The 25,715-nt window shown below is 70.6% G+C and carries 21 protein-coding genes, 1 tRNA gene and 1 pseudogene; 13 read left to right on the top strand and 10 right to left on the bottom strand.

The annotated features are described in order from the left end of the window. Positions 1-89: 89 nt before the first annotated feature. The 3 genes from ABZ826_RS21990 to ABZ826_RS21980 form a co-directional block, all read right to left on the bottom strand. Positions 90-434 (bottom strand): hypothetical protein, encoded by a 345-nt coding sequence (locus tag ABZ826_RS21990; protein WP_361450708.1) that lies wholly within the window; start codon positions 432-434, stop codon positions 90-92. A gap of 143 nt (positions 435-577) precedes the next feature. Continuing rightward, entirely contained in the window at positions 578-742 is a 165-nt protein-coding gene (locus tag ABZ826_RS21985; protein WP_361450705.1) for a hypothetical protein, read from the bottom strand. A 336-nt stretch (positions 743-1,078) separates the two neighbouring features. After that, positions 1,079-1,753: an HAD family hydrolase gene (locus ABZ826_RS21980; RefSeq protein WP_361450702.1), complete on the bottom strand. Its 675-nt coding sequence runs from the start codon at positions 1,751-1,753 to the stop codon at positions 1,079-1,081. 297 nt (positions 1,754-2,050) lie between these two features. Here ABZ826_RS21980 and ABZ826_RS21975 point away from each other — a divergent pair, with 297 nt between their 5' ends. The 4 genes from ABZ826_RS21975 to zwf all read left to right on the top strand — a co-directional run bounded on the left by ABZ826_RS21975 (position 2,051) and on the right by zwf (position 6,630). After that, the gene (locus ABZ826_RS21975) at positions 2,051-2,440 is read left to right on the top strand and encodes an FAD-dependent oxidoreductase (RefSeq protein ID WP_361450699.1); all 390 of its coding nucleotides are present in this window, start codon (positions 2,051-2,053) and stop codon (positions 2,438-2,440) included. Between the two features lie 62 nt (positions 2,441-2,502). Further along, positions 2,503-4,866, top strand: coding sequence for an FUSC family protein (locus tag ABZ826_RS21970; protein WP_361450696.1), 2,364 nt, complete (start codon positions 2,503-2,505; stop codon positions 4,864-4,866). Positions 4,867-4,876: 10 nt separating this feature from the next. Then, positions 4,877-5,185 carry a hypothetical protein gene (locus ABZ826_RS21965; protein WP_361450693.1) on the top strand — a complete coding sequence of 103 codons (309 nt, stop codon included), beginning with the start codon at positions 4,877-4,879 and terminating at the stop codon, positions 5,183-5,185. Positions 5,186-5,187: 2 nt separating this feature from the next. Continuing rightward, positions 5,188-6,630, top strand: a complete 1,443-nt coding sequence (gene zwf, locus ABZ826_RS21960; RefSeq protein WP_361450690.1) for a glucose-6-phosphate dehydrogenase — start codon at positions 5,188-5,190, stop codon at positions 6,628-6,630. A gap of 592 nt (positions 6,631-7,222) precedes the next feature. On the opposite strand, the gene ABZ826_RS21955 is transcribed toward zwf, so the two are convergent. Both ABZ826_RS21955 and ABZ826_RS21950 read right to left on the bottom strand, forming a co-directional pair. After that, a tRNA-Pro gene (locus ABZ826_RS21955) sits at positions 7,223-7,296 on the bottom strand. Positions 7,297-7,346: 50 nt separating this feature from the next. Continuing rightward, positions 7,347-9,980, bottom strand: coding sequence for an AAA family ATPase (locus tag ABZ826_RS21950; protein WP_361450687.1), 2,634 nt, complete (start codon positions 9,978-9,980; stop codon positions 7,347-7,349). 108 nt (positions 9,981-10,088) lie between these two features. Between ABZ826_RS21950 and ABZ826_RS21945 the strand changes: the two genes are divergently transcribed. Together ABZ826_RS21945 and cobF are read left to right on the top strand one after the other, a co-directional pair. Further along, on the top strand, positions 10,089-10,610 hold the full coding sequence (locus tag ABZ826_RS21945; RefSeq protein WP_361450684.1) for a DUF309 domain-containing protein: 522 nt from the start codon (positions 10,089-10,091) through the stop codon (positions 10,608-10,610). A 79-nt stretch (positions 10,611-10,689) separates the two neighbouring features. Continuing rightward, the gene (gene cobF / locus ABZ826_RS21940; protein WP_361450681.1) at positions 10,690-11,442 is read left to right on the top strand and encodes a precorrin-6A synthase (deacetylating); all 753 of its coding nucleotides are present in this window, start codon (positions 10,690-10,692) and stop codon (positions 11,440-11,442) included. On the opposite strand, the gene ABZ826_RS21935 is transcribed toward cobF, so the two are convergent. Then, on the bottom strand, positions 11,411-12,205 hold the full coding sequence (locus ABZ826_RS21935) for a cobalt-precorrin-6A reductase (protein ID WP_361450678.1): 795 nt from the start codon (positions 12,203-12,205) through the stop codon (positions 11,411-11,413). The genes cobF and ABZ826_RS21935 overlap by 32 nt on opposite strands. Positions 12,206-12,285: 80 nt before the next feature. On the opposite strand from ABZ826_RS21935, the gene ABZ826_RS21930 reads away from it, so the two are divergent. Then, positions 12,286-12,774 carry a hypothetical protein gene (locus ABZ826_RS21930; RefSeq protein WP_361450675.1) on the top strand — a complete coding sequence of 163 codons (489 nt, stop codon included), beginning with the start codon at positions 12,286-12,288 and terminating at the stop codon, positions 12,772-12,774. 7 nt (positions 12,775-12,781) lie between these two features. On the opposite strand, the gene ABZ826_RS21925 is transcribed toward ABZ826_RS21930, so the two are convergent. Genes ABZ826_RS21925 through ABZ826_RS21915 form a run of 3 tightly spaced genes read right to left on the bottom strand, consistent with a single transcriptional unit; the run spans position 12,782 to position 16,909 of the window. Continuing rightward, positions 12,782-14,014, bottom strand: a complete 1,233-nt coding sequence (locus ABZ826_RS21925; protein WP_361450672.1) for an FAD-dependent oxidoreductase — start codon at positions 14,012-14,014, stop codon at positions 12,782-12,784. Continuing rightward, entirely contained in the window at positions 14,011-15,456 is a 1,446-nt protein-coding gene (locus ABZ826_RS21920; protein WP_361450669.1) for an NAD(P)/FAD-dependent oxidoreductase, read from the bottom strand. The genes ABZ826_RS21925 and ABZ826_RS21920 overlap by 4 nt, the downstream gene beginning before the upstream one ends. Before the next feature lie 19 nt (positions 15,457-15,475). Next, positions 15,476-16,909 carry an FGGY family carbohydrate kinase gene (locus ABZ826_RS21915; RefSeq protein WP_361450666.1) on the bottom strand — a complete coding sequence of 478 codons (1,434 nt, stop codon included), beginning with the start codon at positions 16,907-16,909 and terminating at the stop codon, positions 15,476-15,478. 447 nt (positions 16,910-17,356) lie between these two features. Here ABZ826_RS21915 and ABZ826_RS21910 point away from each other — a divergent pair, with 447 nt between their 5' ends. Together ABZ826_RS21910 and ABZ826_RS21905 are read left to right on the top strand one after the other, a co-directional pair. After that, entirely contained in the window at positions 17,357-18,364 is a 1,008-nt protein-coding gene (locus ABZ826_RS21910) for a hypothetical protein (protein WP_361450663.1), read from the top strand. 87 nt (positions 18,365-18,451) lie between these two features. Beyond that, positions 18,452-19,981, top strand: a complete 1,530-nt coding sequence (locus ABZ826_RS21905; protein WP_361450660.1) for an amino acid permease — start codon at positions 18,452-18,454, stop codon at positions 19,979-19,981. A 106-nt stretch (positions 19,982-20,087) separates the two neighbouring features. On the opposite strand, the gene ABZ826_RS21900 is transcribed toward ABZ826_RS21905, so the two are convergent. Next, positions 20,088-20,780 (bottom strand): sulfite exporter TauE/SafE family protein, encoded by a 693-nt coding sequence (locus ABZ826_RS21900; RefSeq protein ID WP_361450726.1) that lies wholly within the window; start codon positions 20,778-20,780, stop codon positions 20,088-20,090. Positions 20,781-20,886: 106 nt separating this feature from the next. On the opposite strand from ABZ826_RS21900, the gene ABZ826_RS21895 reads away from it, so the two are divergent. The 4 genes and pseudogenes from ABZ826_RS21895 (at position 20,887) to ABZ826_RS21880 (ending at position 25,684) form a co-directional block, all read left to right on the top strand. Continuing rightward, positions 20,887-22,053, top strand: a complete 1,167-nt coding sequence (locus ABZ826_RS21895; RefSeq protein ID WP_361450657.1) for a substrate-binding domain-containing protein — start codon at positions 20,887-20,889, stop codon at positions 22,051-22,053. Positions 22,054-22,362: 309 nt separating this feature from the next. Continuing rightward, positions 22,363-22,716 (top strand): annotated as a pseudogene (locus ABZ826_RS21890) (carbohydrate ABC transporter permease); the annotation flags it as partial. 29 nt (positions 22,717-22,745) lie between these two features. After that, positions 22,746-23,786 (top strand): hydroxyacid dehydrogenase, encoded by a 1,041-nt coding sequence (locus tag ABZ826_RS21885; protein ID WP_361450654.1) that lies wholly within the window; start codon positions 22,746-22,748, stop codon positions 23,784-23,786. Continuing rightward, complete coding sequence (locus tag ABZ826_RS21880) at positions 23,783-25,684, top strand: DUF2264 domain-containing protein (protein WP_361450651.1); 1,902 nt, start codon at positions 23,783-23,785, stop codon at positions 25,682-25,684. Before ABZ826_RS21885 ends, ABZ826_RS21880 begins: the two co-directional genes overlap by 4 nt. Positions 25,685-25,715: the final 31 nt, after the last annotated feature.

Raw genomic sequence — 25,715 nt, 5'->3', positions numbered from 1 at the left:
CCGAATACTGGATGTATTCGGGCGTTCCGACAACGCGGCGAGGTGCCGTAGCTGTCGTCGCACGCCCGCCAGGGATTACGGGACAGCCCTTAGCTGAGCAGTTCGCCGACGATGTCGAAATCGTCGGGGTGAATCTCCTGCCGAGAGGTCAATGACCAGCCCTTCCGGGGCAGGTCCGCGCGACTGCCCGGCGCCGAGCAGAGCACGCCGCCCACCAGTGAGGCGGCGCCGCTCGCCGCCAGCAGCGGATGAGGCTCGTCCACGACCACCGGGTCCCCCGAGTCGTCCATGACCACGCAGGGGAACTCGGTCACGATGGACAGGCGCTCGGGTTGTTGATCGATTCCCAGATGCCAGCGCAGCTCGGCGAGTTCCTGTTCGGAGATCTCGTCCCGCAGGTCGACCGTGACCACCAACTCATACGCGTCGCTCACGCGACGCACTCTACCGAGACACCGGGGCACGATCCGGAGCCGGAGACGGCTGGAACACCACCGCAGGCGGTCCCCGACTGCCCCGCTGCTCGCAGCGCGCTCGCGGATCCGGAAGGCGGTACAGAGAGGCGGAGGGTGTTCTTTCAGTGGGGAGGAGCGTCGAGAGCTCCCCGTGCCACCATGGCGACCTCGCCGCCGACCTGGACGTTCCGCAGACCGTCGGGACGCCCCTGTGGAAGGACGCTCAGCCGGCTCGGACGGCCGGTGAACCGCCCCTGCCGCAGCACGAACTCCTCGCCGACGGGCACGACCCGGTGCTTGGCGAGGAAGGCCCCGACGCAGCCGGCGGCAGGTGCCCGCGCACGGGCACGATCAGGTAGCGCAGCCCCGTGGACACCATCATGCTCATGACGGCTGGCTGCTTGTGTCCCCACGCTGGAAAGACGCGTCTCACCAGTCACGGTCCAATCCGGGTGAAGTGGCCCAGGTGAGTGCGATGCGGTCGCGGCGAGGAGCGCCGCTGTTTCGACGTGCTCGAATCGTCGTGCCCATGCGATCGCCGCTTCGCGGAAGCCGCGGGTGGGCAGGATCGCGGCGCGTCGACGGCGGCGCCGGCGTCGACCGAAGTCCGCGGCGGTCGGCTGTCAGATGCCCGGAAAGGGTCCGGCCAAAGACGTGAGCACGTGGTCGGCCCCGGCGGCGCGCAGCTCCTCGACGGTGTAGTGGCCGCTGGCGACGCCGACCGCGGTCGCCTGTGCCGCGTGCGCGGCCTGGATGTCGCGAGGAGTGTCTCCGACCACGTAGACCTCGTCGCGGGTCAGTTCACGGCCGTGCAGGCGAGCGGCCTTGGCCATCGCCAAGCGGGTGATCTCCGCCCTGTCCGGGGAGTCCGAGCCGTAAGCACCGAAGACGAAGTAACGACCGAGCTTGCCCGGTTCCATTTTGATCCTGGCCGCGCCCTCCATCGCGCCGGACAGCAGCCCGAGAATGACCCCGGCATCCGCGATCCGTCGCAAGGTCTCTTCGACGCCGTCCAGAACGCGATACCCCTTCGAGGTCCAGATGTCCTCCGACAGGTGCCACAAGTATGCGGCGTACAGGCGAGCCAGCTCGTCGCAACCGGGTTCGCGGCCGAGCACAGCGCTGAACGTTTCCCGGCCGACCTGCGGATCCGTTTCCCCGGCCGAGGTGTGCTTTCCGATATCGGCGGCTACTCCGTGCAACTGGTCGAACGCCCAGGACCAACTGCGCCGTCCCGAGTCTCCGGTGTGGACCAGGGTCTCATCGATATCGAACAGCACTGCTACCGGCCGCTCCATGACTCGTACTCCTCCCGGTCGGCACCGGTGACTCCAGCACCGTGGAACGGGGCAACGATCGCCTGCGTTCGCACGTTCTCACTTCCAGATTGCGCGATGGGCCGCCTCTCGTCTCTCGCAGGGCGCTGCGATCGCTCCGCGCTCGTCGCCAGTTGCGAGGCGCCGGTGTTGATGGTGCTGTGGGGACTACGGGGTGCAGACCCGCACGGTTGAACCTTGTGCGACGGAATCGCTTGTCTGAGATCCATTCGTCCAGTTCATCCTCAACTACTCCGACGTGGGGAAGTGGGAGCGAATATGGGCACCGCGGACCGAAGCGTTCATGCCGATGTACTCGTGATCGGGTTCGGCAAAGGCGGGAAGACAGTGGCCACGACCATGGGACGGCTCGGCGAGCACGTGGTGCTGGTCGAGCAGTCGGAGAGGATGTACGGCGGCACCTGTCCGAACGTGGGCTGTGTGCCGACCAAGGCCCTTGTCCACCAATCCCGTAAGCGCCGACTGAAGGACGTTCCGCAGGAGTGGTACGAGCGCTCTGTCGGCAAGGTACAGGCGCTGACCAAGCTGTTCCGTGGCGACAATTACGACGGGCTGAACAGCATGGACACCGTCGCGGTGATCACTGGCACGGCCGCGTTCACGGACCCGCACACCGTGGGCGTACACCTCCACCGAGGCCTTCAATGACGTCCTCGCCACCATCGTCCGAGCCGACACGTGACGAGGCCGCCGAAGTGCAGCCCGCGAGCGTGCGGCACGGGAGACGTCGGAGCACCGCGCAGGCGCGAGTCCTCGAGCGGCTCCGCGATCACAACGACGGGTACTCGGCGCTGCGGCGAGCGGGCCGGGCAGGCATCGTCGTGCCCGCCGTCTTCGCCATCGCCCTGAAGCTCATGGGGAACCCGGATCTCGCTCTCTTCACCGCGTTCGGCGGATTCGTGACACTGCTGTTCGTCGAATTCTCCGGTCCCATGCGCACACGGCTCTCGGCGCAGTTCGGCCTGGTGCTGGCTGGAGCTGTCCTGATCTGTCTGGGAACCCTTGCGTCCCAGACCGTCTGGACCGCTACGGTCGCCACCTTCGTCATCACCTTCGTCGTGCTGTTCACAGGCGTCGTCAGCTCTGCGCTGGCACATGCGAGCACTGGGCTGCTGGTGAGCTTCGTCCTGGCGGTCACGCTGCCCGGCTCGGTGAGTTCCCTCCCCGACCGGCTCGGGGGCTGGCTGCTGGCCGGCGCGGCGTCACTGCCGGCGATCACGTTTCTGTGGCCTGCGCCGGTTCGCGAACCACTGCGGCTGTCGGCGGCCCGTGCCTGCGCACTCCAGGCCCGGCGACTGCGCGCAGAGGTCGACTGCGTGCGCACCGGCTTCGTATCGGTGAGCGCGGCAGCCCATCGTAGGTCGGCTGAAGCCGCCACCACGGCTGTGACGACGATGCGTACGTCCTTCTTCGGCACGTCCTACCGACCGTCCGGGCTGACCACGGCCGCGCGCGCCCTCATCCGCCTGATCGACCAACTGGTGTGGCTGGACGCGATCCTGGGGCGAACGCCCGTGGAGCCGCAGCCGAGGCCGGTCGCGTCCTTGGTCTGTGCCGTCAAGACGGAAGCCGCCACGCTGCTCGAACACGGCGGGGCGCTGCTGGAATCGGCCGACGGCGATCCCCGCCTGCTGGACTCCGATCTGAGACGTCTGCTGCAAGCACGCGAGTGCCTGGAACGCACGGTTACCTCGGCGCTTCCGGCGCACCTCGCCCGGGTACCGCCGCAAGGGATGTCCGACAAGGAGATGACGGAGTTGGTGAGTTCGCTCGAGCCGGGCTTTCGCGCGCAGGAGATGACCTGTGCGGTCTCGGCCATCGCCGGCCACATCGGACTCGTCGGCGCCGCCCGGCAGCGCAGCTGGTGGCGACAACTTCTGGGACGCCGCCCCGATCGCACGAGGTCCCCGCTCTCCTGCGCGCGGGACGAGCTCGGCTCACATGCCGAGCGGCATTCGGTGTGGCTTCACAACAGTGTGCGTGGGGCCACCGCCTTGGGACTGGCCGTGCTGGTCGCGGAACTGACCGGTGTGCAGCATTCCTTCTGGGTTGTCCTCGGCGCCCTGGCCGTGCTGCGCTCCACCGCGTTGAACACCGGCCAGAACGCCGTGCGTGGCCTGTTGGGATCAGGCATCGGCTTCCTGGTCGGTGGCGGGCTCGTCTTCGCTCTCGGCACCAACACCACCGCCTACTGGCTGTTGCTCCCGGTTGCCGTGGCCTGTGCCGGGCTGGCGCCCGATTCCGTTTCGTTCACCGTCGGCCAAGCCGGTTTCACCACAGCGCTGCTGATCTTGTACAACCTCATCAGCCCAGCAGGCTGGGAAATCGGGCTCGTCCGTATCGAGGACGTGGCCATCGGCTGTGTGGTGAGCCTCCTGGTCGGGACTCTGTTCTGGCCACGCGGAGCGAGCTCGGCACTCCGCCAGGCACTGGCCGAGGCCCTCTACGGCAGCGCCCGATACCTGAACAGCGCGATCGCCTTCGGCATCACCCGGTGGGACGGGCTCGTCCCGCCGGCTCCCGCTCCGCACGACGACGCCCGGCAGGCGGCCTCGGCGGCGGACCGCCTCGACGACGCCTTCCGCAGCTTCCTCGCCGAACGCGGAACGAAGCAGGTCCCGCTGCCAGGCGTGGCCGCATTGATCAACGCGGCGGTGGTTCTCCGATTCACCGCCGACGCCGTCCTCCGGCTCTGGAAGGGCGCCGATCGCGCGCCCGCAGCAGACCACCCCGCGGCAAGCAGGGAAATCCTCGACGCCGGAGGGCGGCTGCTGGAGTGGTACGAGACGACCGCGCGAGCGCTTGCGGGAAGAGGCGCGTTCCCCAAGCCACTCGACAACCGACACACAGCCGAACGCCTTATCGAGGCAGTACGCCGCGACCTCACCGCGGCAGACGGCCACAAAAACTCGACGGCGGTCAGAACGATCTGGACAGCGGACCACATCGACGTCGTCCAACGCCTCCAGACGACGATCCTGGAGCCCGCACAAACGGCCGCCGACTGCCGGCACCGTCGATCAACCCCTCAGCCGTCGTTGCCGCGCCCTGAGTCACCAGGGCCCGTCCCATAGGAGAAGAGCCATGGCCACTGACACCCTTGGCCAACTCGGCATGATCGGAATCGGCCGGATGCGCGCGAACCTCGTACGCCGCCTCACCGCCGACGCACCGGCCCGGTCACCGAAGCTGGAGGAATTCACCAAACGCGTCTCGGACTCCGTCGAAGGGCGATGGTCGGTGCTGGTGGCGGTCGACGAGGGCGTACCCGCCGCCGTGATCACCACGGCGCTCACCGACGGATTCCAGTCCCGGGGCCCGGGCGAGTTCGCCGACAGGATCCTGCCCGCCATGCGCGGCGAGTTCAACGGGCACGACGAAAAGGGGAGCTGACCATGACTCGACCGGACGACCACGTGATCGTGCTCTTCGGCGCCACCGGCGACCTTGCCAAGCGCAAACTGCTCCCTGGACTGTTCCACCTCGCCGGTGCGGGCCTCCTCCCGGACGGCTACCGCATCGTGGGCTCGGCTCCGGCTCGGCACACACTGGACGACGCCGCGTTCCGCGAACACACGCACGACGCGGTCGCCGCCTACGGATCCTCCGAGCCGTCCGGGCTGGCGTGGCAGACTTTCGAGCACTCACTGTCCTTCGCCGCGGCCGACCCCCAGGATCCCGGCCCACTGCTCGCGGCTGTACGAGCGGCCGAGGACTCCCTCGGAGGTCGGCCACGCAGACTTTTCCATCTGGCCGTTCCGCCCTCCGCCTTCCGTTCCGTCATCGGCATGCTCGGCGACAGCGGTCTGGCGGAGAACGCGAAAGTGATCGTGGAAAAGCCCTTCGGTACCGATCTCGCGTCCGCGCGAACGCTCGACGAGACGATCCACGCCGTCTTCGACGAATCTCGGGTCTTCCGCATCGACCACTTTCTCGGCAAGGAGTCGGTGGACAACATCCTCGCCCTCCGCTTCGCCAACGGCCTGCTCGAACCCATTTGGAACCGGGACCACATCAGCCATGTACAGATCGACGTGCCCGAGACGCTGGGCCTCGAGGGCCGAGCCCGCTTCTACGAAGGCACCGGAGCCTTTCGGGACATGATCGTCACACACCTGATCCAGGTGCTCGGCATCGTGGCGATGGAACCCCCCGTCTCGCTCGCCGCCCAGCCGTTGCGCGACGAGAAGGCCAAGGTCTTCGAGGCGTTGCGCCCCATCGAACCCGAGCACGTCGTACGCGGCCAGTACGACGGCTACCGAGAGGAACCAGGTGTCGCGCCCGACTCCGAGACCGAGACGTTCATCGCGCTGCGGCTGGAGGTGGACAACTGGCGGTGGGCCGGAATCCCGTTCTACCTGCGGTCCGGCAAGAACCTCGCACAGCACCGCGAGGTGATCACCCTCGGTCTGCGTGAGCCGCCCCTGAGGATGTTCCGTACGGATCTCCACCGACGGGAATGGAACCGGAGCAACAAGATCGTGATCGACTTCGGCGACCCCGGGTGGATTGCCGCCCGCTTCCTCGCGAAGGAGCCAGGCCCCACCATGCGCCTCGCACCGGCGACCATGACGTTCCGCTACACCGACTCCTTCTGCCGGGAATACGGACTCGAAGGCTACGAACGGTTGATTCTGGACGCCATGCTGGGCGACCAGTCGCTGTTCACCCGGGCCGACGGAATCGAGCACATCTGGGAGGCATCGGCCCTCCTCCTCGAGAACCCACCGTCACTCCATCCGTACGCCCCCGGCTCATGGGGTCCCGAACCTGCCGTCAGCGACCTGATCGCACCACACCACTGGTATCTGCCGGACGCCGGTGAAGAGGCCGTCTAGTATCCTGCGCCGCACCTCACGCGGGTAAGTTGCTACCTGCTCGGTGGGTTGATCTCGGTGAGGTAGTGGGCGTGGGAGCCCAGGATCTCGTCGGCGGCACATCGAGTTCACGAGTCGTGGGCGGTGTTGGTGACGTGGCGTTTTGCGTGGCAGGAGGCCTTGACCTTGAGGGTGATGGGCGGGTAGTTGCTGCGGGTGAGGGTGGTCCGGGTGCGGTTCCGTCCGGTGCCGGTGATGCTGCGGGCGGTGAGTCCTCGCGGGAGGGGCCTGACTACGGTTTTTCGGCCGGCTCAGCAGGATGAGATGTCGAGACGCCGGCGCGAGGGGCAGTTCTTCAGCTTGATCGGGCGGGCACTCGGGGCGTGTGGGCGCCGGCCCAAGCAGGCCAAGCTCGCCCAACGGCCCGCTCTACGCGCGCTGGTGGAGGCCAAACCGGCGCAGCACTCTCCGCGCACCGCGCTCCCTGTCGAGCCCGATCGTCATGACCCGCTGACGCCGGTCAACGACGCCGGTCCCCAACTGGTCCCCAAGAACGACCAAGAGCCGGTTCCGGATGTCTCCGAAACCGACTCTGACCCGCGACTGTCTCCAGTCGGGACGACAGGATTTGAACCTGCGACCCCTTGACCCCCAGTCAAGTGCGCTACCAAGCTGCGCCACGTCCCGATGCGATTCCCCCCGGTTTTCCCGGGCGGCTGCGCAGGACAAACATTACCTCACTCCGAGGACCGGATCGACGCCCGTGCCTGGTGGGCGCGGTCGGCCAGGGATTCGGCGCCGCACGCCGTGGCCAGTTTGTGGGCCCTTGCGAGTTCGCGCGGGGAGCGGGTCGCGATGCCGTAGTCGACGAGAGCCAAGGCATGTTCGTACGCGGACGGGGACGCCTCCAGATGGCGGACCGACTCGGCCAGCAGATGGACGGCGTCCTCGGGACGTGCGAAGAGCGCGACACAGCGCAGGGCCTCACCGATCGCGGTGTCCGTACCGAAGCGCTCGGCGTGCACCCGGGCAGAGGTGGCGATCTGGGCGGCGCGGCCCGGGTCCTCCTCGGCCAGGGCGCGGGCGAGATCGCCGGCCCAGGGAGCCCATACGCCGTTGAACCTGCCTCGTGCTTCGAGGGCGCGGCCGGCCGTTTCGAGTTCGGTGACCGCCTCCTCCGTACGGCCTTCGGCCAGCAGCAGCCGACCGCGCAGACACGGGGCGTCGGGCAGCACCATCGCGCTGGGATAGGGCGGGCCGAAGTCGTAGCGGTCGGCGATCTCTCGGGCCTCCGTGACACGGCCACGGGCGATCAGCGTGTCGATCAGGAGACAGGCAGCGTCCCAGTGGACGGGGAGTCCACTGCCGACACGGTCGGCGAGGCGCAGCCCTTCACGCAGGAAGCCCTCCGCCTCGGCGAGTCGGCCGCGGCGGCGGTGGACCAGACCGAGCAGGGTGTGCGCGAACGCGAGGTGGGCACCGCTCCAGCCGGAGATCTCGAAGGCACGGACGGCCTCGCCGAAGAGTTCCTCGGCACGGTCGAGCTGGTCGGTGAAGGCGTAGGTGATGCCGACGAGGGTGGGGAGCTCGAAGCCCCATTCCGTGTCGGTCCAGCCGAGCCCGCGCGCGGGGTGACCGTCGACCAGGGCACGTTCGCAGAGGTCGACGATGAGCTGGGAGTTCTCGCCGCGCATCATGGCGTCGAAGGCGCGGAGCGTGAGCAGGGCGCGCTCGGCGTTGTCTCTGCCGGAGAGATGGTCGGCGTTCCGGGCGAGCCTGCTGGATCGGGCGGGTCCGTCGTCCTCGGTGGCCTGCATGCCCTCCCAGAGGAAGTGGGCGGCCTGAAGTCGCATCAGGCCGGGGCCGGGCGCGGTGCGCGCGGCCTCCGCGGCGAGGGCGGTGGCCGCCTCCTTCAGCTGGTTGTTGTGGGAATGCGCGGCCGCCAGCCGGTAGGTGGCGTCGACGCGCCGGTCGTCGTCGAGTCCCGGCATGTCGAGGGCGGCCCGCAGATGCCGGACGGTGGTGGCCGGGGAGCTGAGCAGCGTGGCGCAGCCCAGTTCGTACAGCAGGGTTGCCTGCACGCGTTGGCGCGGCGGTTCCTCCAGGGCGCGTTCGAGGCAGCGGCGGGCGGCCTCCGGGGCGCCGACCGCGAGATGCTGTTTGGCTGCGTCGCGGAGCTGTTCGACCAGTTCCTGGTCGTCGTCCGGATGGACTTCGAGGAGGTGCCGGGAGGCCGCCGCGGCGCCGAGGCCTGCCCGGGTGATCGCCCAGGCCGCCCGGCCGTGCATGGCGGTGCGGGTGGCCGGCGGGATCGAGCGGTAGACCGCGGTGGCGATCAGCGGGTGGACGAACTCCAGCGGGTCGAAGCCGGTGACGATACGGGCCTCGCGCAGCCGCGCCGTGCAGTCGGCCGCCTCGGCGGGACTCATTCCGGCGAGGGTGGCGGCGAGATCCTGCGAGATGTCCGTGCCGAGGACCGCCGCGGCCCAGGCGAACCGGTTCGCGTTGGTGCCGAGCCGTTCGAGCCGGGCAACGAGACCGCTGCCGCGGGCCGATGCCCCGAGTTCGCGCAGCAGCCCGGCCGATTCGTCCAGCGGCGCCAGTTCGCGGTCCTGGACCTTGGCGACGAGTTCGACCGCCTCGTAGGGGTTGCCGCCGGTGACGGCCCACACCTCGCGGCAGAACGGATCGTCGGCGTGTTCCCCGAGGGCCGCACGGACCAGTTCCGCGGTGGCGTCCGGAGTGAGGGCGCGCAGCGCCACCCTGACCTGGGAAGGATGGGAGCTGCCCACTCCGCTCTCCTTCTGCCGCGCCGCCAGCTCCTCCGGCCGGTGGGCCTGGACGACCAGGACGGGCAGTTCAGCGAGGCGGGCGGTGAACGAGGCCAGCCAGGCGAGGGACTCGCCGTCCGCCCAGTGCGCGTCGTCGATGACCAGCAGCAGCGGACGGTCCCTGAGCCGGGACGCGAGGCGGGAGACGACGAAATCGAGGCCGTCCCGCACCCCTTGCGGATCCGCCTGCGGACCGGTCGGCTGAGCGAGCCCGAGTGCGGGCGCGGCGATCTCGTACCAGGCCCCGAACAGGGTCCGCACCTCGTCGGGCGGGAACGGGTCGAGGGCGGGCTGCAGCAGTTGGCGTACGACGTGGAACGGCACCGAGGTGACCGTTTCACCGCCGCGTGCGGACCAGACCGTGCAGCGGTCGACGGCCATTGCCTGGATCTCGGTGAGCAGTGCTGTCTTGCCGATGCCTGCCTCACCGCTGAAGATCAGCAGCCCGCCGGCTGCCTGGGCGCCGCACAGGGCATCCACGGCTTGTGCGGCAGCGGCGAGTTCCGGTTCGCGCTCGTACAGCGGCCGGGACTGCTTCATCCCTACCCTCCCCAAAGTGGTGCGGATGACTGTCGACACTAGTCGTGCGCGGGGGTCCACGGACAGTGGTTCGGAGAGTTCGCCGCAGGTGCGGGGCACAATCGAGAGGTGGATGAGACTCACCGCGACCGCGACGCCGAGGGCCGGGCGCGCAATGCGCGCCCCCGTGACGGGCTGGGACGACCGCTGCCGTACGGCACTCCGGGAGTGGAGCGGCAGCCGGAGGGGGTCGTCCGTACGCCCGAGGAGACCCTGTGTGAGGCACAGCGGCTGCTGGACGCGGGGATGCCGTTCCATGCGCACGAGGTGTTCGAGGACGCGTGGAAGTCCCGGCCGGTGACGGAGCGGGAGTTGTGGCGCGGGCTCGCACAGCTGGCCGTGGGGCTGACGCACGCGGCGCGGGGCAACACGACCGGCGGGGCCCGGCTGTTGCGGCGCGGCGCGGCGGCGCTCGCGGAGTACAGGGCCACCCGGCCCCACGGGATCGGGGTCGACGCGCTGATCGGCTGGGCCGGGGAGCTGTCGGGGCGGGTGGAGCCGGGCGGCGGCGCGGCCGACCGGCAGGGGCCGGATGCCGGACCCGTGGACGCGGCCGTCGAGGCGCCCCGTCTGCGGCCCCTGGAGCCGTAGCCCGGACGACGGCGGCGGTGGCGCACGGGCAGGTGGCCCGGACGGCGGGGGCAGTGGGGCATGGGGCAGACTCGGTGCGGTGAGAAAGATCTATGTCATCGGTATCGGCGCGGGCGACCCCGACCAGCTGACCCTGCAGGCCGTCAAGGCGCTGAACAGGGCGGATGCGTTCTTCATCCTCGACAAGGGCGAGGAGAAGTCCGATCTGACCGCGCTGCGGCGGGACATCCTCGACGTGCAGGTGAAGGGCGCGTACCGGCTGATCGAGGCGCGGGATCCGGAGCGGGACCGCAGGACGTCGGACTACTCACCCGCGGTGGACGACTGGCGCAGGCGCCGCGCGGATCTGTACGAGCGGTTCATCGCGGAAGAACTCGGCGAGGACGAGTGCGGGGCGTTCCTGGTGTGGGGCGATCCCGCGCTGTACGACTCCACGCTCGGCATCCTCGAAGAGATCCTCGACCGGGGTGCGGTCGCCTTCGACCATGAAGTGATCCCCGGGATCAGCAGTGTCTCCGCGCTGCTCGCCAAGCACCGCACGGGGCTGAACCGGGTGGCGCGTCCGGTGCAGATCACGACGGGCCGACGGCTGGCCGAGGGCTGGCCCGAGGGGGTGGACGACGTGGTGGTGATGCTCGACGCGCGTCAGGCGTTCACCCGCCACCTGGATCAGGATCTCCATATCTACTGGGGCGCTTACGTGGGGACCGCCGACGAGATCCTGGTCTCCGGACGCCTCGCCGAGGTGTCGGACCGGATCGAGGAACTGCGAGCCGAGGCGCGGGCCCGAAAGGGCTGGATCATGGACACCTATCTGCTGCGTCGCGGCTGAATCCGCCTTCCTGGCACAGCAGTCGGAGCGCCGCGGCGACATCGTGCACGACGCGCACGCCGTCGGGCGGCGGCGGTCGGCGGACCACGACCACGGGCAGTCCGAGGTTCCTCGCGGCCGTCAGCTTCGCCGCGGTGGCGGGGCCGCCGCTGTCCTTGGTGACGAGGACGTCGATGCCGTGGTCGCGCAGCAGCGCCGTCTCGCCCTCGACGGTGTACGGACCGCGGTCGAGGAGCACCGCGGTGTGGCGGGGCAGCGGTGGCTCGGGCGGGTCCACAGACCGTACGAGGAAGTGGAGCCGGTCCGCACCGGGGGCGGTGGCGAAGGCGGCCAGGCCGAGACGGCCGGTGGTGAGGAAGATCCGACGGCCCAGAGCGAGCAGTCGGGCGGCGGCGTGCGCGAGGTCGTCGGCCTGGTGCCAGTGGTCGTCGGGGCCCGCCGTCCAGCCGGGGCGGCGCAGGGCGAACAGTGCGGTGCCGGTGGCCTTCGCGGCTTCGGCGGCGTTGGTACTGATGATGCCGGCGAACGGATGGGTGGCGTCGACGACGGTGTCCACGGCGTGGGTGCGCAACCAGTCGGCGAGGCCCCGGGGGCCGCCGAAGCCGCCGATGCGTACGTCGCCCGCGGGCATCCGTGGCCGGGCGACCCGGCCGGCCAGCGAGGTGGTGACGCGCGCGGTCGCCGCGCCGCCGGGCCCGGTCAGCTCGGCGGCGAGCTGCCGGGCTTCGGTCGTACCGCCGAGGATGAGGATGTGGCCGGGCATGCACCGAACCTACGTCACTTTCTCCGTCCGCCGCCCGGAGCGGTGAACAGGGCGGCCCGCAGCCATTACGATCCGGCGTCATGAGCACTTCTGACCAGGACCAGGCCGTGGACACCCCGATAGCCGATCCGGAGGCCGCGTCGAAGACGGCTCCCGAGACTGTTCCGGAGGCCGTTCCCGCGAGAGCTCCCGAGACGGTGCCGGAATCTGCTTCGCAGACGCGTGCGCGCCCGGTTCCCGAGGCCTCCGCGGAGACCGCTCCGCAGGCGGCTCCCGCGGCTGAGCCGGAGGCCGCTCCCGAGTCGGGGGAACGTCGACTGACACCACGTCAGGCGAGACGGCTGCGCATCGTCCTCTCGTCGATCGGCATGGCGGCGATGGCGGTCGTTCTCGCGCTGCGGATCGCCAGCCGGTCCTCCGTGCTGGTGGTCGGGGTCTACGGGCTCGCGCTGATCCTGTGCGGGATTGTGATCGAGCTCAGCAGGAACGGCCGTACCCGGTTGGGCAGTTGGCTGCTGGCCGTCGGGCTGCTGGCGGCAATCGGTTCGGATTGGCTGCTCATTCCCTGACGCTCGGTCAGAAGGCCACGATCCGCACGGTCGCGCCGTGCGGATCGACCCGGTCGAGCCAGTCGGCACGCAGATGGAACGGGTGGCCCGGCACGGCGGGCAGCAGCAGCCGTTGGCGGTGGAGCTCGCGACCACCCTGTCGGACGACGAGCAGTGGCGAGAGCAGTCTTCGGGCGGTACGCAGGGTGAACCGGCCACGGAGCGGAGTGTCGCCACCGGGGCCGACGAGATTGGGTGCGATCCACTGCAACGGGGCGTCGACCGCCAGCGAAGGCCGGTCCGAGGGCCAGGCCTGCGCGGCCAGGTGACGCAGCACGGGGACGGCGACGGCCCGGCCCTCGGCTGCCGCAACACCGGCGCGCTCCACACCGTGCAGCAGATTGCCGACGGCGAAGACGCCTGTCGTGGTCGTGCGGTACGAGGCGTCGTGGGCGGGGCCGCGGGTGCCGGGGTCCAGCGTGACCGCGCCGCGCCTGGCCAGTTCGTGGTCGGGGATCCAGTCTCCCGTGAAGACGACGGTGTCGCAGCGCAGCGTCGTGGTCCGGCCGTCGTGGTGTCGCAGCGCGACTCCGGTGAGCCGTTCCCGGCCGGTCAGACCGGTCACGGTGGCGAGGGTGAGGAGCGGGGTGCGGTCCCGGAGCCGGGCCGGTGCGGTGAGACCGGACGGCGGCCGGTCGGTGACCATGGCGACGACGTCCAGGCCGGCGACGCGCAGGGTGTCCGCCGCGGCACGGCTGACGGGCTCGTCACCGATGACGACCGCGCGGGTGCCGATGCGCTGTCGGTGGAGATGGACGGCCCGCTGGAGTTCGCCGGTGGTGTAGACGCCGGGCGGACGGGTGCCGGGCACGAGGCGGGCGCTGCGGGGACGTTCACGGGCGCCGGTGGCGAGGACGACGGCGCGGGCGGTGATGCGTTCCAGGCCGGTCGGTGCGGTGGTGTCGACGGTCAGCGGCCCGGCCCAGCCGGTGACGGTCACGCCGGTGCGCAGGACGGCTCCGGCCCGTTCGGCCGCGGCCACGCACTCCTGGGCGTACGCGGGTCCGGTCAGCCCTCCCCGGGCGGTCCGGCCGCCGAATCCGCCGTGGCGGCAGTGGCGCGGGACGCCGCCCGCGGTCTGTTCCCGCTCCAGGATCTCGACCCGGCCCGCGCCGGACGCGGCGATTTCGGCCCCGGCGCCGAGACCGGCCGGACCGCCCCCGACGACCAGAACGTCGACCGTGCGCTCGCGCCGGGTCATGGCCGGGCCTCCTCGAACAGTGCGCGGACCGTGGCCCCGCAGTAGAACCCCTGGCAACGCCCGTTGCCCGCTCTGGTCCTGCGGCTCAGGCCGTCCTGGGAGTGCGGCGGGATCGTCGCGCCGAGGGCGTCCCTGATCTCGCCCGCGGTGACCCGTTCGCAGTGGCAGACCATCGTGCCGTAGGCGCAGTCCCCGGCGATCAGTCCGGCGTCCTGGTAGGGGCGTGGGAATGCTTCGCCGAGGTTGGGCATGGTGACGGTCGGCAGTTCGGACGGCGTACCGAGGTCGAGACCCGATGCGCCGAGCAGTTCGACGACGTGCGCGGCGATGGCCATGGAGGCGGTGAGTCCGGTGGAGCGGATGCCGCCGACGGCGATGTAGCGCCGGTCCGGGTGGTCCTGGATGCGGTAGTCCTCCTGGCCGGTGGCGGCGCGCAGTCCGGCGTAGACGGCCGTGACCTCCTCGTCGAGCAGCGCGGGCAGGATGCGGCGGCCCTTCTCGCGCAGCAGCGCGATGCCGTCCGCGGTCGATCCGGTGGCGGTCTTGTCGTCGAGTTCCTCGGAGGTGGGGCCGAGCAGCACATTGCCGAAGACGGTCGGTGCGACCAGGACGCCCTTGCCGGCCGCGGTGGGCACGGGCAGGAGGATGTGGTCGACGAGGTCGCGGGCAAGCTTGTCGAAGACGATGAGCTGGCCACGGCGCGGGGTGACGGTGAAGGCGTCGTGACCGAGTTCCCGGTCGAGTTCGTCGGCGTGCAGTCCGGCGGCGTTGATCAGATGGCGGGTGCGCAGCGGCCCTCGTGAGGTGGTGAGGATGTGGATGTCGTCGCCGCTGTCGATCTGCCGCACCCGGCAGTTGAGGTGCAGATGGACTCCGGCCCGCACGGCCTGCGTGGCGTAGGCGAGTGGCGTCGTCCAGGGGCAGATGATGCTCTCGTCGGGGATTTCGAGCGCGCCGAGGGCGCCCGGCCCGAGATGGGGTTCGCGGGCCCGCAGCTCCTCGGCGTCCAGGAGACGGCCCGCGTGGTGGTCGTTGCGTTCGGCCTTCGCCAACAGGGAGGGGAGAGCGGCCAGTTGTTCCCGGTCCCAGGCGACGAGGAGAGCGCCGACGCGTTCGACCGGGATACCGGTCTCGGCCGCGTACGCGCGGAGCCTGTGCTGCCCCTCGCGTACGAGCCGGGCTTCCAGCGAGCCAGGTACGGCGTCGAAACCGGTGTGCAGGATGGCCGTGTTGGCCTTCGACGTGCCGTTGCCGACGTCGTCCGAGGCTTCGACCAGGGCGATGCGCAGCCGGTAGCGCGCCAGCTCGCGGGCGATGGCGGTGCCGACGACGCCCGCGCCGACGACGGTCACGTCGTAGGCGGGTGGATCGGCCGGGTCCGCCGACGGGATCCCGGGCAGGTCGGCGGGCAGGGCTCCGGCGGTGGTGATCGTGCGCTTCATCGTGTGACTCTCGTACGTATCAGGCATGGTCCAGCAGGGTCTGCACGGCCGCGCGGAATCCGGCGAGGCGTTCGGCCGCCTCGTCGGCGCTGATCCGGGGTTCGTACACGGCGGAGGGCTCCCATTCGGGTACGGCCTGCCGGAGCGGGAGCCGGGGGTCGAGGCCGAGGCGGGCGACGGCTCCGACGCCGAGTGCGGTGACATCGGGCAGCGCGGACACCTCGACGGGGCGTTGCAGCAGGTCGGCCTGGGTCTGCATGAGCAGTGCGGAGCGGGTCAGGCCTCCGTCGACGCGGAGCGAGGTCAGCGGGGAGCCCAGGTCGGTCGCGACCGCCTCGGCGAGTTCGACGACCTGGGCGGCGATGCCTTCGCACAGGGCGCGCACCAGATGGCCCGCGGTGGTGTCGAGGCCGAGGCCGGTCACCGATCCGCGCAGGTCGGCGCGCCACCAGGGGGCGGCGAGACCGGCGAGCGCCGGTACGAACGTGACGCCGCCGGATCCGGGGACGCCGGCGCCGACCGGGTCGAGGTCCGCCGCACCCGAGATCACCCCCAGGCCGGTGAGCCAGTCGACGGCGGACGCGGCGGTGTAGACCTGTCCGTCGAGGCAGTAGCTGGTGCGGCCGCCGAGCCGCCAGGCGACGCAGCTGACCAGTCCGGTGGACCCGCGGCGGGGGGCCGGACCGGTCTGGGCGAGCAGGAAGGCGCCGGTTCCGTAGGTGCACTTGGCATTGCCGGGGTCGACTGCGTTCTGGGCGAGCAGGGCCGCCTGCTGGTCGACGAGGAGTCCGGTGAGCGGGAGTTCACCGCCGAAGGCGGTCGTGGTACCGACGACGCCGTCGGAGTCGACAACGGCCGGGAGGCGTTCGTCGCCGAGGCCGAAGACGTCCAGGGCCTCGGGTGACCAGCGGACCCGGTCGAGGTCGAGCAGCTGGGTGCGTCCCGCGGTCGCCGCGTCCGTGACGAACGCGCCGGTCAGCTGATGGACGAGCCAGGAGTCGCTGGTGGTGACCACGCCCTCACGGGTCAGCTCGCGCCGGATCCAGGCCATCTTGGGCGCGGCGAAGTACGGATCGAGCGGCAGTCCGGTGAGGCGGGCCAACTCTTCCTCGTGCGCGGCGAGTTCGGCGCACAGAGGCGCGGAGCGCCGGTCCTGCCAGACGATCGCTTCGGTGAGCGGGCGCCCGGTGTCCGGATCCCAGGCGAGCACCGTCTCTCCCTGGTTGGCCAGGCCGACGGCGGCCACCGGCTCGCCCGCTTCGCACAGCGCCCGACGCCCGGCCTCGACGACCGAGCCGAGCAGTTCGGCCGGGTCGACCTCGACCGCCCCTCCGGCGCCATGACGCGGCCGCACGGGCGCCGAACCGGAACCGATCACGCCGCGCTCCGGACAGACCACCAGAGCCTTCGTTCCCGACGTGCCCTGGTCCACCGCGAGTACCGGGCCTGTCATCGACACTCCAGTCGCGCGAAAGCCCTACGGCTTGAACGGAATCGTGATCATTGGTCTCCGCGGCCCAGAGTGGTGCAGACCACCGCGTACGTCAAGGGCTGTCCGGGTGCACGTCGGAACAGCCGGATACTGATCAACGTCCTTACCGGTGAGTCGACTTGAGTAAGATCCGCGAATCAGTCCGGAGTTCGGCGCAACTGGCCTTACACTCACCGCCGAGCAACAACCGGACGCTTTCGAGCAGTTCGACTTTCAACAGCTGCTTCGCCCCCCACGTCCTTGAGGATTGATGACACCGACACTCCCTCCCGAGTTCCGAGACCTCGAATCCCGGGCCTTCTGCTTCTGCACGGGTTCCATTCCATGCCACCGCCGGGCTGCGTGACGTGCTGAGGAGATCCCCCATCCGTCGCACCCCGTCCGGCCGCACATGGGCAGGGCGTGTCCATGGCCAACAGTGAATTCCGGCCGGTCTATCACCCGGCCGGCCATGACAACGAATTGCGCGTCGCGTTACAGGATCTGCGTACCGGGCGCTGGCTTTCCATGCGCGACCTGCTGGAGCGTACGCCGGACTGGACCCTGTGGACGCAACGCACCCAGGTGCTCGGGGCCGTCGCCGCCGGTTCGGACGCGGTGCAGGCCTGGCTGGCCGAGGAGCCGCGGAGTGTCGCCGCCGCCGTGATGCACGCGCGGGTCGTCGTGGAGCGGGCCGTGCGGGCCCATCGCGAAGGCCATCACCGTGCGCAGGAGCTGTGGCAGGAAGCCTGGGGGGCCTGCCGGACGGCCGCACACACCTCCCCCGCCGACCCGGTGCCCTGGGTGTGCCTGCTGGCCCTGTCGCAGCTGGACGAGCACCAGCAACTAGAGGAGCACCGGCTGCACCCGCCGGGGCCGATGCTCTTCCCCGGCCCGTGGGGGCTGCTGGCGGAGGCCGACAAACGGGATCCGTACAACCGCGAGGCCTACCACCGGATGCTCCAGTTCGTGTATGCGCGCAAGGCCGGCGGATCGCTCTCGGAGGCGGTCAACTTCGTTCAGTGGGCGGCCTCTTCCGCTCCCGACGGATCCGCGCTGCACACGCTGCCCCTGTACGTACGGGTCGAGCGCTACCGGCGCGAGCACGGGCACGAGAAGGCCCTGGATCTCCACTGGGTCACCGAGGACGCGGAGCGGGACGCGGCTCGGGCGCTGGAGCTCTGGTTCCGTCGCACGCCCCCGATCTCCCATTCCCTGCTCGACCTGAACCATCTGGCCCACGCCCTGTGGGGTGCCCTCCAATTCGCCGACGCCGCACCGGTGTTCGAGGAACTAGGGCCCTATTTCACGTCCGTTCCCTGGGTATATCGCACTCGGGATCCCAAGGCCCCGGGTGCCGCCGAGGAAGTCTTCCTGCGCGCCCGCAGCCGCTGCCTCGCAGTGTCCCGCGACCCCGGACGGGGGCCGCACGGCTGAGCCATGGCGCCGCGCGCCGAGCCGCCTCCCCGCCTCGGACCGACCACTTTCCTTCCCGTCCCCATCACTCCTCATGGAGGTTTTCCCATGTCCATATCCAGCCCGGCCCAGTCGGGTGCGGAGGCCACCCCGCCGAAGGACGAGGAGGAGCGGCTGCGTGAACTCGGCTATCAGCCCGTGCTCGCCCGACGCATGGGCGGCTTCGGCAACTTCGCCATCAGCTTCTCCGTCATCTCCATCCTGTCCGGCTGCATGACCCTGTACGGCTTCGGCATGTCCACCGGTGGCCCGGCGGTGATGCTCTGGGGCTGGGCCGGTGTCGGCCTCTTCGTACTCTGTGTCGGCATGGCACTCGCCGAGGTCACCAGCGCCTACCCGACCTCGGGAGCGCTGTACTACATGGCCGACCGGCTCGGCGGCCGCAAGTGGGGCTGGTACACCGGCTGGCTGAATCTGCTCGGTCTGCTGGGTGCGATCGCCGGTATCGACTACGGTGCCGCGCTGTTCACCGGCGCGCTGATGAATCTGCAGTGGGGATTCACCCCCACACCGGGCAAGACAATGATCATCTTCCTCTGCATCCTGCTGCTGCACGCCGTACTGAACCTCTTCGGTGTCCGTCTCGTCAGTGTGCTCAACTCCATCAGCGTGTGGTGGCATCTCGCCGGTGTCGCGGTGATCGTCGTCGTGCTGGCGGTCGTGCCGTCGCACCACCAGTCGCCCTCGTTCGTCTTCACCGAGTTCGTCAACGACACGGGCTGGCACAATCCGTTGTACGTGGCGGCGATCGGTCTGCTCCTCGCCCAGTACACCTTCTGCGGCTACGACGCGTCCGCCCATCTGTCGGAGGAGACCTCGAACGCGTCGGTGACGGCCGCCAAGGGCATCGTCCGCGCGATCTGGGTCTCCTGGGTCGCCGGTTTCGTGCTGCTCGCCGGGCTGACCTTCGCGATCCAGGACTACGCGGGCACCCAGAACAGCGCGACCGGGGTGCCCCCGGCCCAGATCCTGATCGACGCGCTGGGCACCTCCGGAGCCACGGCCCTGCTGCTGATCGTGATCGCGGCCCAGCTGTTCTGCGGCAACGCCGAGGTCGCCGCCGCCAGCCGGATGGTGTTCGCGTTCAGCCGGGACAACGCCCTGCCGGGCTCGGCGCTGTGGCGCAAGGTGAGCGCGAGCACCCAGACCCCCGTCAACGCCGTGTGGCTGTCGGTCGTCGTCGCCGGCGTGCTGGCGCTGCCGTCGCTGTACTCCGCCACGGCGTACGGTGCGGTGACCGCGATCAACGTCATCGGCATCACGCCCGCCTACGCGATCCCGATCTTCCTGAAGCTGCGCTCCGGTGGCCGGTTCGAGCGCGGGCCGTGGCACCTGGGCCGTTGGAGCAAGCCGATCGGCTGGATCGCCGTGGTGTGGGTCGCCATCGTGACCGTGCTGTTCCTGCTCCCCCAGTCGTCCCCGGTGACGGTCGACTCGATGAACTACGCGTCGATCGCTCTGGTCGCCGTGCTGGTTCTGGCCACCGTCTGGTGGTTCGTCGCGCGTCGTTCGTACAGCACGCCGTCCGCGTACGGGAACGCGCGCGAGCAGGCGGAGATCGAGGAAGGCATCGTCTGACCCGGCCCCGCCCACGCCTTGTTCTCAGCCCTCCCCGGTCGCAGCGAGCAGCTGTCGGGGAGGGCTGAGGCGTGTGTGCGACGGCGGTACGGAACGCCAAATGCGCTCAGCGCAGGAGCAGCTGGAGTCCGCCGATGACGGTCGCGCCGATGACCAGCTGCTCGAAGAGCTGCTGGTTGATACGGTCCACGCACCTGCGGCCGATGTACGCGCCGGGGAGCACGAACAGCAGCATGCAGGCGTCCAGCAGCAGCGACCGTGCGCCGATGAGGCCCAGGCCCACGCTGAACGGCACCTTGCACGTGTTGACGATGAGAAAAATCCACGCCGACGTTCCCAGGAAGCCGAGCTTCCGGAAGCCGGCGGAGAGCAGCTGGAGCGACATGACGGGGCCGCCCACGTTGGCGACCATGGTGGTGAATCCGCCCAGCACCCCGTACGAGCGGGCCTTGAGCCTGCCACTGCCTCGCATCGGCGGTTCGCCCGACTCCTCCGTGGCCTCCCGGCCGGCAGCCGCGGGCCTGCGCCGCCAGATGGTGACACCTGCCATGAAGAGCAGGATCGCGCCGATCGACGTCCGTACGGCCGCGTCGTCGGCCCACATCATGAAGGCCGTTCCCGCCACCACGCCGACGGCCACGGCGGGGAAGAGCCGCAGCAGGGTCGCCCAGTGGGCGTGCCGCCGGTAGATGAGAACGGCGAGCATCGCCGATCCGGCCTGACCCGAACGAAGGACCCTAGGTGCCGCTGAACAAGGCCCGCAAGAGTGCCCTGAGACAGGTGAGGCGCACGGGACGATCCACGCGCGTGGACAGCGCGGGGGCGATCGCTATGCTGCGACGCGAACGCTCACAGAAATCGCTCAAACGAACAACGCGCGGCGGTACGGCGAGGGGGCCAACAGCATGCGGGAGCCGGTCGAACTCAGGCGACAACGAATCCTGTCGGTGGTGGAGTCACGGGGCGCCGTCAAGGTCAGCGTGCTCGCGGCCGAGCTGGATGTCTCGGTGGTCACGATCCGGCGAGACGTCGAGGAGCTCGCCCGGGTCGGACGGCTACGGCGCGGGCACGGGGTGGCCCGGCCGGTCGGGGAGGCGCAGCCGCCCGCCGCCGTGCCCGCGTCGCGGGGCGAGGAGCCTGCCGGGGACGGCGGGGCGGTCGCCCTGGTCGTGCCGGAACGGCATTCGTACCTGTACGAGACCCTGCACGGTGCCCGGAGCGTTCTGGAGGAGTCCGGTATGCGGATCGCCCTGCACATCGCACCCCAGTCGGCCGGCGCCGAACGACCGCTGGTGGAGCGGGCACTGGCGGACGGGGCGCGCGGGCTGCTGATCGCGCCGCGCTGGCGCAACGCGCGCTCGGAGGAGCTGGACTACGGCTGGCTCGCGGGCGTGGGGGTGCCAACCGTGCTGATGGAGCGGCGGCCCCGGCCGGGCAGCGCGCTGCACGCCCTCGACTCCGTCTGTTCCGACCACTGGTACGGGACGCACCTCGCCATCGAGCACCTGGTGTCGCTGGGGCATCGCCGCATCGTGCTGGCCGCCCGCGACGACAGCCCGACGGCACGCAGCATCCGTGCGGCGTTCGCCGAGATCGCCGCGGCCCGTGCGGAGGTGGAGGACTGGTCGGTGGTGCTGAGTTCCCCGGGGGCGGTGCCCGGCCCCGGTCCCGACCCCGACACCTCGGGAGCCCTCGCGCCGCCGGACCCCGGGGCCGACGCCCGTACCGGCCTCGACCTCGCGGCACTGTTGCGGGAGCGAGGTGCCACGGCGGCCGTGCTGCACGGCGACGTCGATGCGTTGATGCTGGTGCAGCGGCTGGCGGAGGGCGGCATCGAGGTACCGCGCGACTGCTCCGTGGTGGCGTACGACGATGTGGTGGCGGCCCTCGGCAGCACACCCCTGACCGCGGTGGCACCACCGACGACGGCGATCGGACGCGCCGCCGCGGAGCTGCTGCTCCACCGGCTGTCCGGGGCTGTCGACGCGAGTGGTCCCGTGCACCGGACGGAGTTGCTGCCCACGCTCAAGGTGCGTGGATCCGCGCAGGAGAGGATCCCTTGCGCGGAATGAGCGTTTGACCGCTTTGATTTCTTCTGAGCGATCTATTGACCAGTACCGATCAGTCGATCAGGATTCCCCGTGACCCGAATCAGGAGCCGCGGGAGGCAGACATGCCCGGTCGACAGAGCCGTCGATCCGTGCCTGCCACCGAGGCCGACATCACCATCGACTTCCTCGGTGTGCACACCGTCGTCCCGTCGATCGTGAACATCGTCCTGTGGAGCAACCTCGGCTACAACATGGTCGCCTTCTACGCCGCCCTGCAGGCCGTACCGCGCGAGGTCATCGAGGCGTCGGTGGTCGACGCGATGCCCCCAGGGGTACGTACCGAACAAGGTGCTGGAGGCGGCGCGGGTGGACAGTGCCGGCGAGCTGACCACGTACGTCCGGGTCTCCCTGCGGATGCTGGGACCGGGCCCGGTCACCGTCTTCCTCTTCCAGCTCACCGCGATCTGGAACAACTTCTTCCTGCCCATGGTGATGCTCTGCGACCAGCACCTGTACCCGGTCAGGCTCGGGCTCTGCACCTGGAACAGCTCCGCCACCTTCTCCCGCGAGTACCACCCCGTCGTGATCACGGGTTCGCTGCTCGCGGTCCGGCCGTTGATCCTCGCCTTCGCCCTGCTCCAGCGGTTCTGGAAGTCGGGACTCACCGCGGGCGCCGTCAAGTAGCCGGACCCCCACCCCGTACCAGGAGAAAGATGCCCAGCACCCCCTCCTCCGTCCCCGTCACCCGCAACCGGCCGCGCGCCGCCGCGGCCATGAAACCGGACGCCGCGGCCGCGCTCCTCGATGCCCGATCCCTCGCCGCGCTCGGCGATGTGTGCGACCTCGCTCCGCTGCCCGTGCTCGACGACTTCACCACCGGCCGGGCCCGCGCCGTACTGGCGGACACCGAGATCCTGGTCACCGGCTGGGGCTGTCCGCCGCTCGACGCAGCGGCCCTGGGCGCGGCACCGCGTCTGCGCGCCGTCGTCCACACCGCGGGCAGCATCCGCGGGCACATCACCGAAGCGTGCTGGGAACGCGGCATCGAGGTGTCGTCGGCCGCCGCCGCCAACGCCCTGCCGGTGGCGGAGTACACCGTCGCGATGATCCTGCTCTCCGGCAAACGGGTCCTGGAACGGGCCCGCGACTACCGGACGGAGCGCCGCCGCGACAACTGGCTCGCCACTTCCGCCGAAGTCGGGAACTACGGCCGCACCGTGGGCATTCTGTCCGCCTCGCTGATCGGCCGGCGCGTCATCGAACTGCTGCGGCCGTACGACCTGACGGTGCTGCTGCACGACCCCTACGTCTCCGACGCCGAGGCCGCCGCGCTCGGCGTCCGGCCCGTCGGCCTCGGTGAACTGTTCGCGCGCAGCGACGTGGTGAGCGTCCACACTCCGCTGCTGCCGGCGACCCACGGGCTCGTCAGTCGTGAACTGCTCACCTCGATGCGCCCGGACGGCGTGCTCATCAACACGTCCCGGGGCGCCGTCGTCGACCAGGAGGCCCTCACCGACGTGCTCCGGCAGGACCGGATCCGGGCCGTTCTCGATGTCACGGTGCCCGACACCCTGCCCGCCGCACACCCCCTCTGGGAGTGCGACAACGTCACCATCACCCCGCACCTCGCAGGCTCACAGGGCAACGAGTGGCGGCGACTGGTCGATCTGGCGGTCGGTGAGACCGGCCGCTGGGCCGCGGGCGACGGATTCGCCCATCCCGTACGACGCGAAAGGCTGGCATTCCTCGCATGACCGCACCCCATCCGGTTTCCCTCCTCGAACTACCCGCCGAAGACCGGGTGTCGAGCCCGCACACCGGCTACACCCGCGCGCACTGGGAGGCCGCGGCGGACGGACTGCTCAAGGCGGCCTGGCAGTGGGCCACACCGGGCGGCGCGCTGCTGGACCTGCCGGGCCGGCCGTCCGCCTCCGGGGTGCGCTCCGACGGTCTGGAGGGGTACGCGCGCACGTTCCTCGCCGCCGCCTTCCGGGTGGCGGGTGCGGACGGCAAGGACCCGCACGGCTGGCTCGGCCGGTACGCCGACGGACTCGCGGCCGGAACCCTCACTCCCGGCCGCGACGACGCCGAGTCCTGGCCGCTGATCCGTGACCACACCGTCTTCGGCCAGCCCATGGTCGAGTCGGCCTCGGTCGCGATCGGTCTGCGGCTGACCCGGCCATGGCTCTGGGACCGGCTGGAGTCCGGGGTGCGGGACCGTGCCGAGGAGTGGCTGCGCGGCGCGCTGCGCCACACCCCCTCGCCCAACAACTGGTACCTGTTCCCCTACTCCGTGGCCGCGTTCCTGGAATCCGTGGGCCGTGGTGACGCGGAGACGGCCCGTGCGAAGGAGCGCGCCCTCGACCTGCTGGAGGGCTGGTACCGCGGCGACGGCTGGTACGCGGACGGCGACGGCCGCGCCTTCGACCACTACAACGGCTGGGCGCTGCACCTCTACCCCGTACTCGACGCACATCTGTCGGGCGACTCCGAACTGTCCGCGCACTACGGTTCCCGGCTGTGCGAACACCTTGAGGGCTTCTCCCTGCTGTTCGGCGGCGACGGTGCGCCGATCCACTTCGGCCGGTCGCTGACCTACCGGTTCGCGGCCGCCTCGTCGGTCGCGCTCGGCGCGATCACCGGGCACACACCACTCGCGCCCGGCGTCTCGCGGCGGTTGATCAACGGATCGCTGCGCTACTTCCTGGACCGCGGCGCCACCGGTACGGACGGGCTGCTGAGCCTGGGCTGGCACGGCCCGCACGAGGCGACGCTGCAGAACTACTCGGCGCCCGCCTCGCCGTACTGGGCGTCCAAGGCCTTCGTCTCCCTGCTCGCCCCGGACGGCCATCCGCTGTGGACCGCGACCGAGGAACCCGCCCCGAGCGAGGGCCCCGACCGGGTGCTCGCGCTGCCCGCGCCCGGACTGCTCGTCCAGTCCACCCGGGCGGACGGGATCGTACGGCTGCACAACCACGGCAGCGACCATGTCCGCCCGCACGAGGGGGAGTCGGGGGTGGCGGACGACCCGCTGTACAGCCGTCAGTCGTACTCCACGGTGACGGGCCCCACGGCGCAGGCCAACCCGGCGGACAACCACCTGGCCGTGGTCGTCGCCAAAACGCGCAGCAGCCGTCGCGCCATCCGTCCGCTGGGCGCCGGCGGTGGCGACGGCTGGGGCTGGGCCGCCTCCTGGCACCGCCCGGTGTTCTCCTCCGGTGCGCCGATGGTGCCGGGAATGCGGGTGGAGAGCGTCACCGTGGTCCGCGGCCGCTACGAGCTGCGGGTGCACCGGGTGCTCGGCGCGCCCGCCGGGGCCCGGGTGGAGCAGACGGGCTGGGCGACCGGCCCCGACGACACACTGACCTCCGCGCTGCACGGACTGCACGGCTGGGGGCCCCAGGACGGGGTACGGGCCCCGCAGGGCACGGCCTACACACGCTGGGCGGTGGTGCCCCGGCTGTCCGCGGACGCGGAGGGCACGGTGGTGCTGGTCGCGCTCGCCTCGCTGACCGCGGAGCGCGACCCCGGGCCGCTGGACACGGTGATCGGCGGGGTGCGGGTGGACGGGGACACGGTGGAGGTCCGCTGGGCCGGTGACGAGACGACGACCCGGATCGGTTTCGAGCCGCTGAGCGTCACGCACGGCTGAGCGGAGGGGTCGCGCGCCCACTGGGCCGCGC

This window comes from Streptomyces sp. NPDC047515, assembly GCF_040643055.1.
Lineage (GTDB): Bacteria > Actinomycetota > Actinomycetes > Streptomycetales > Streptomycetaceae > Streptomyces.
Note: the sequence above shows the minus strand (reverse complement) of the source record. Positions and strands in the feature narration are given on the sequence as shown.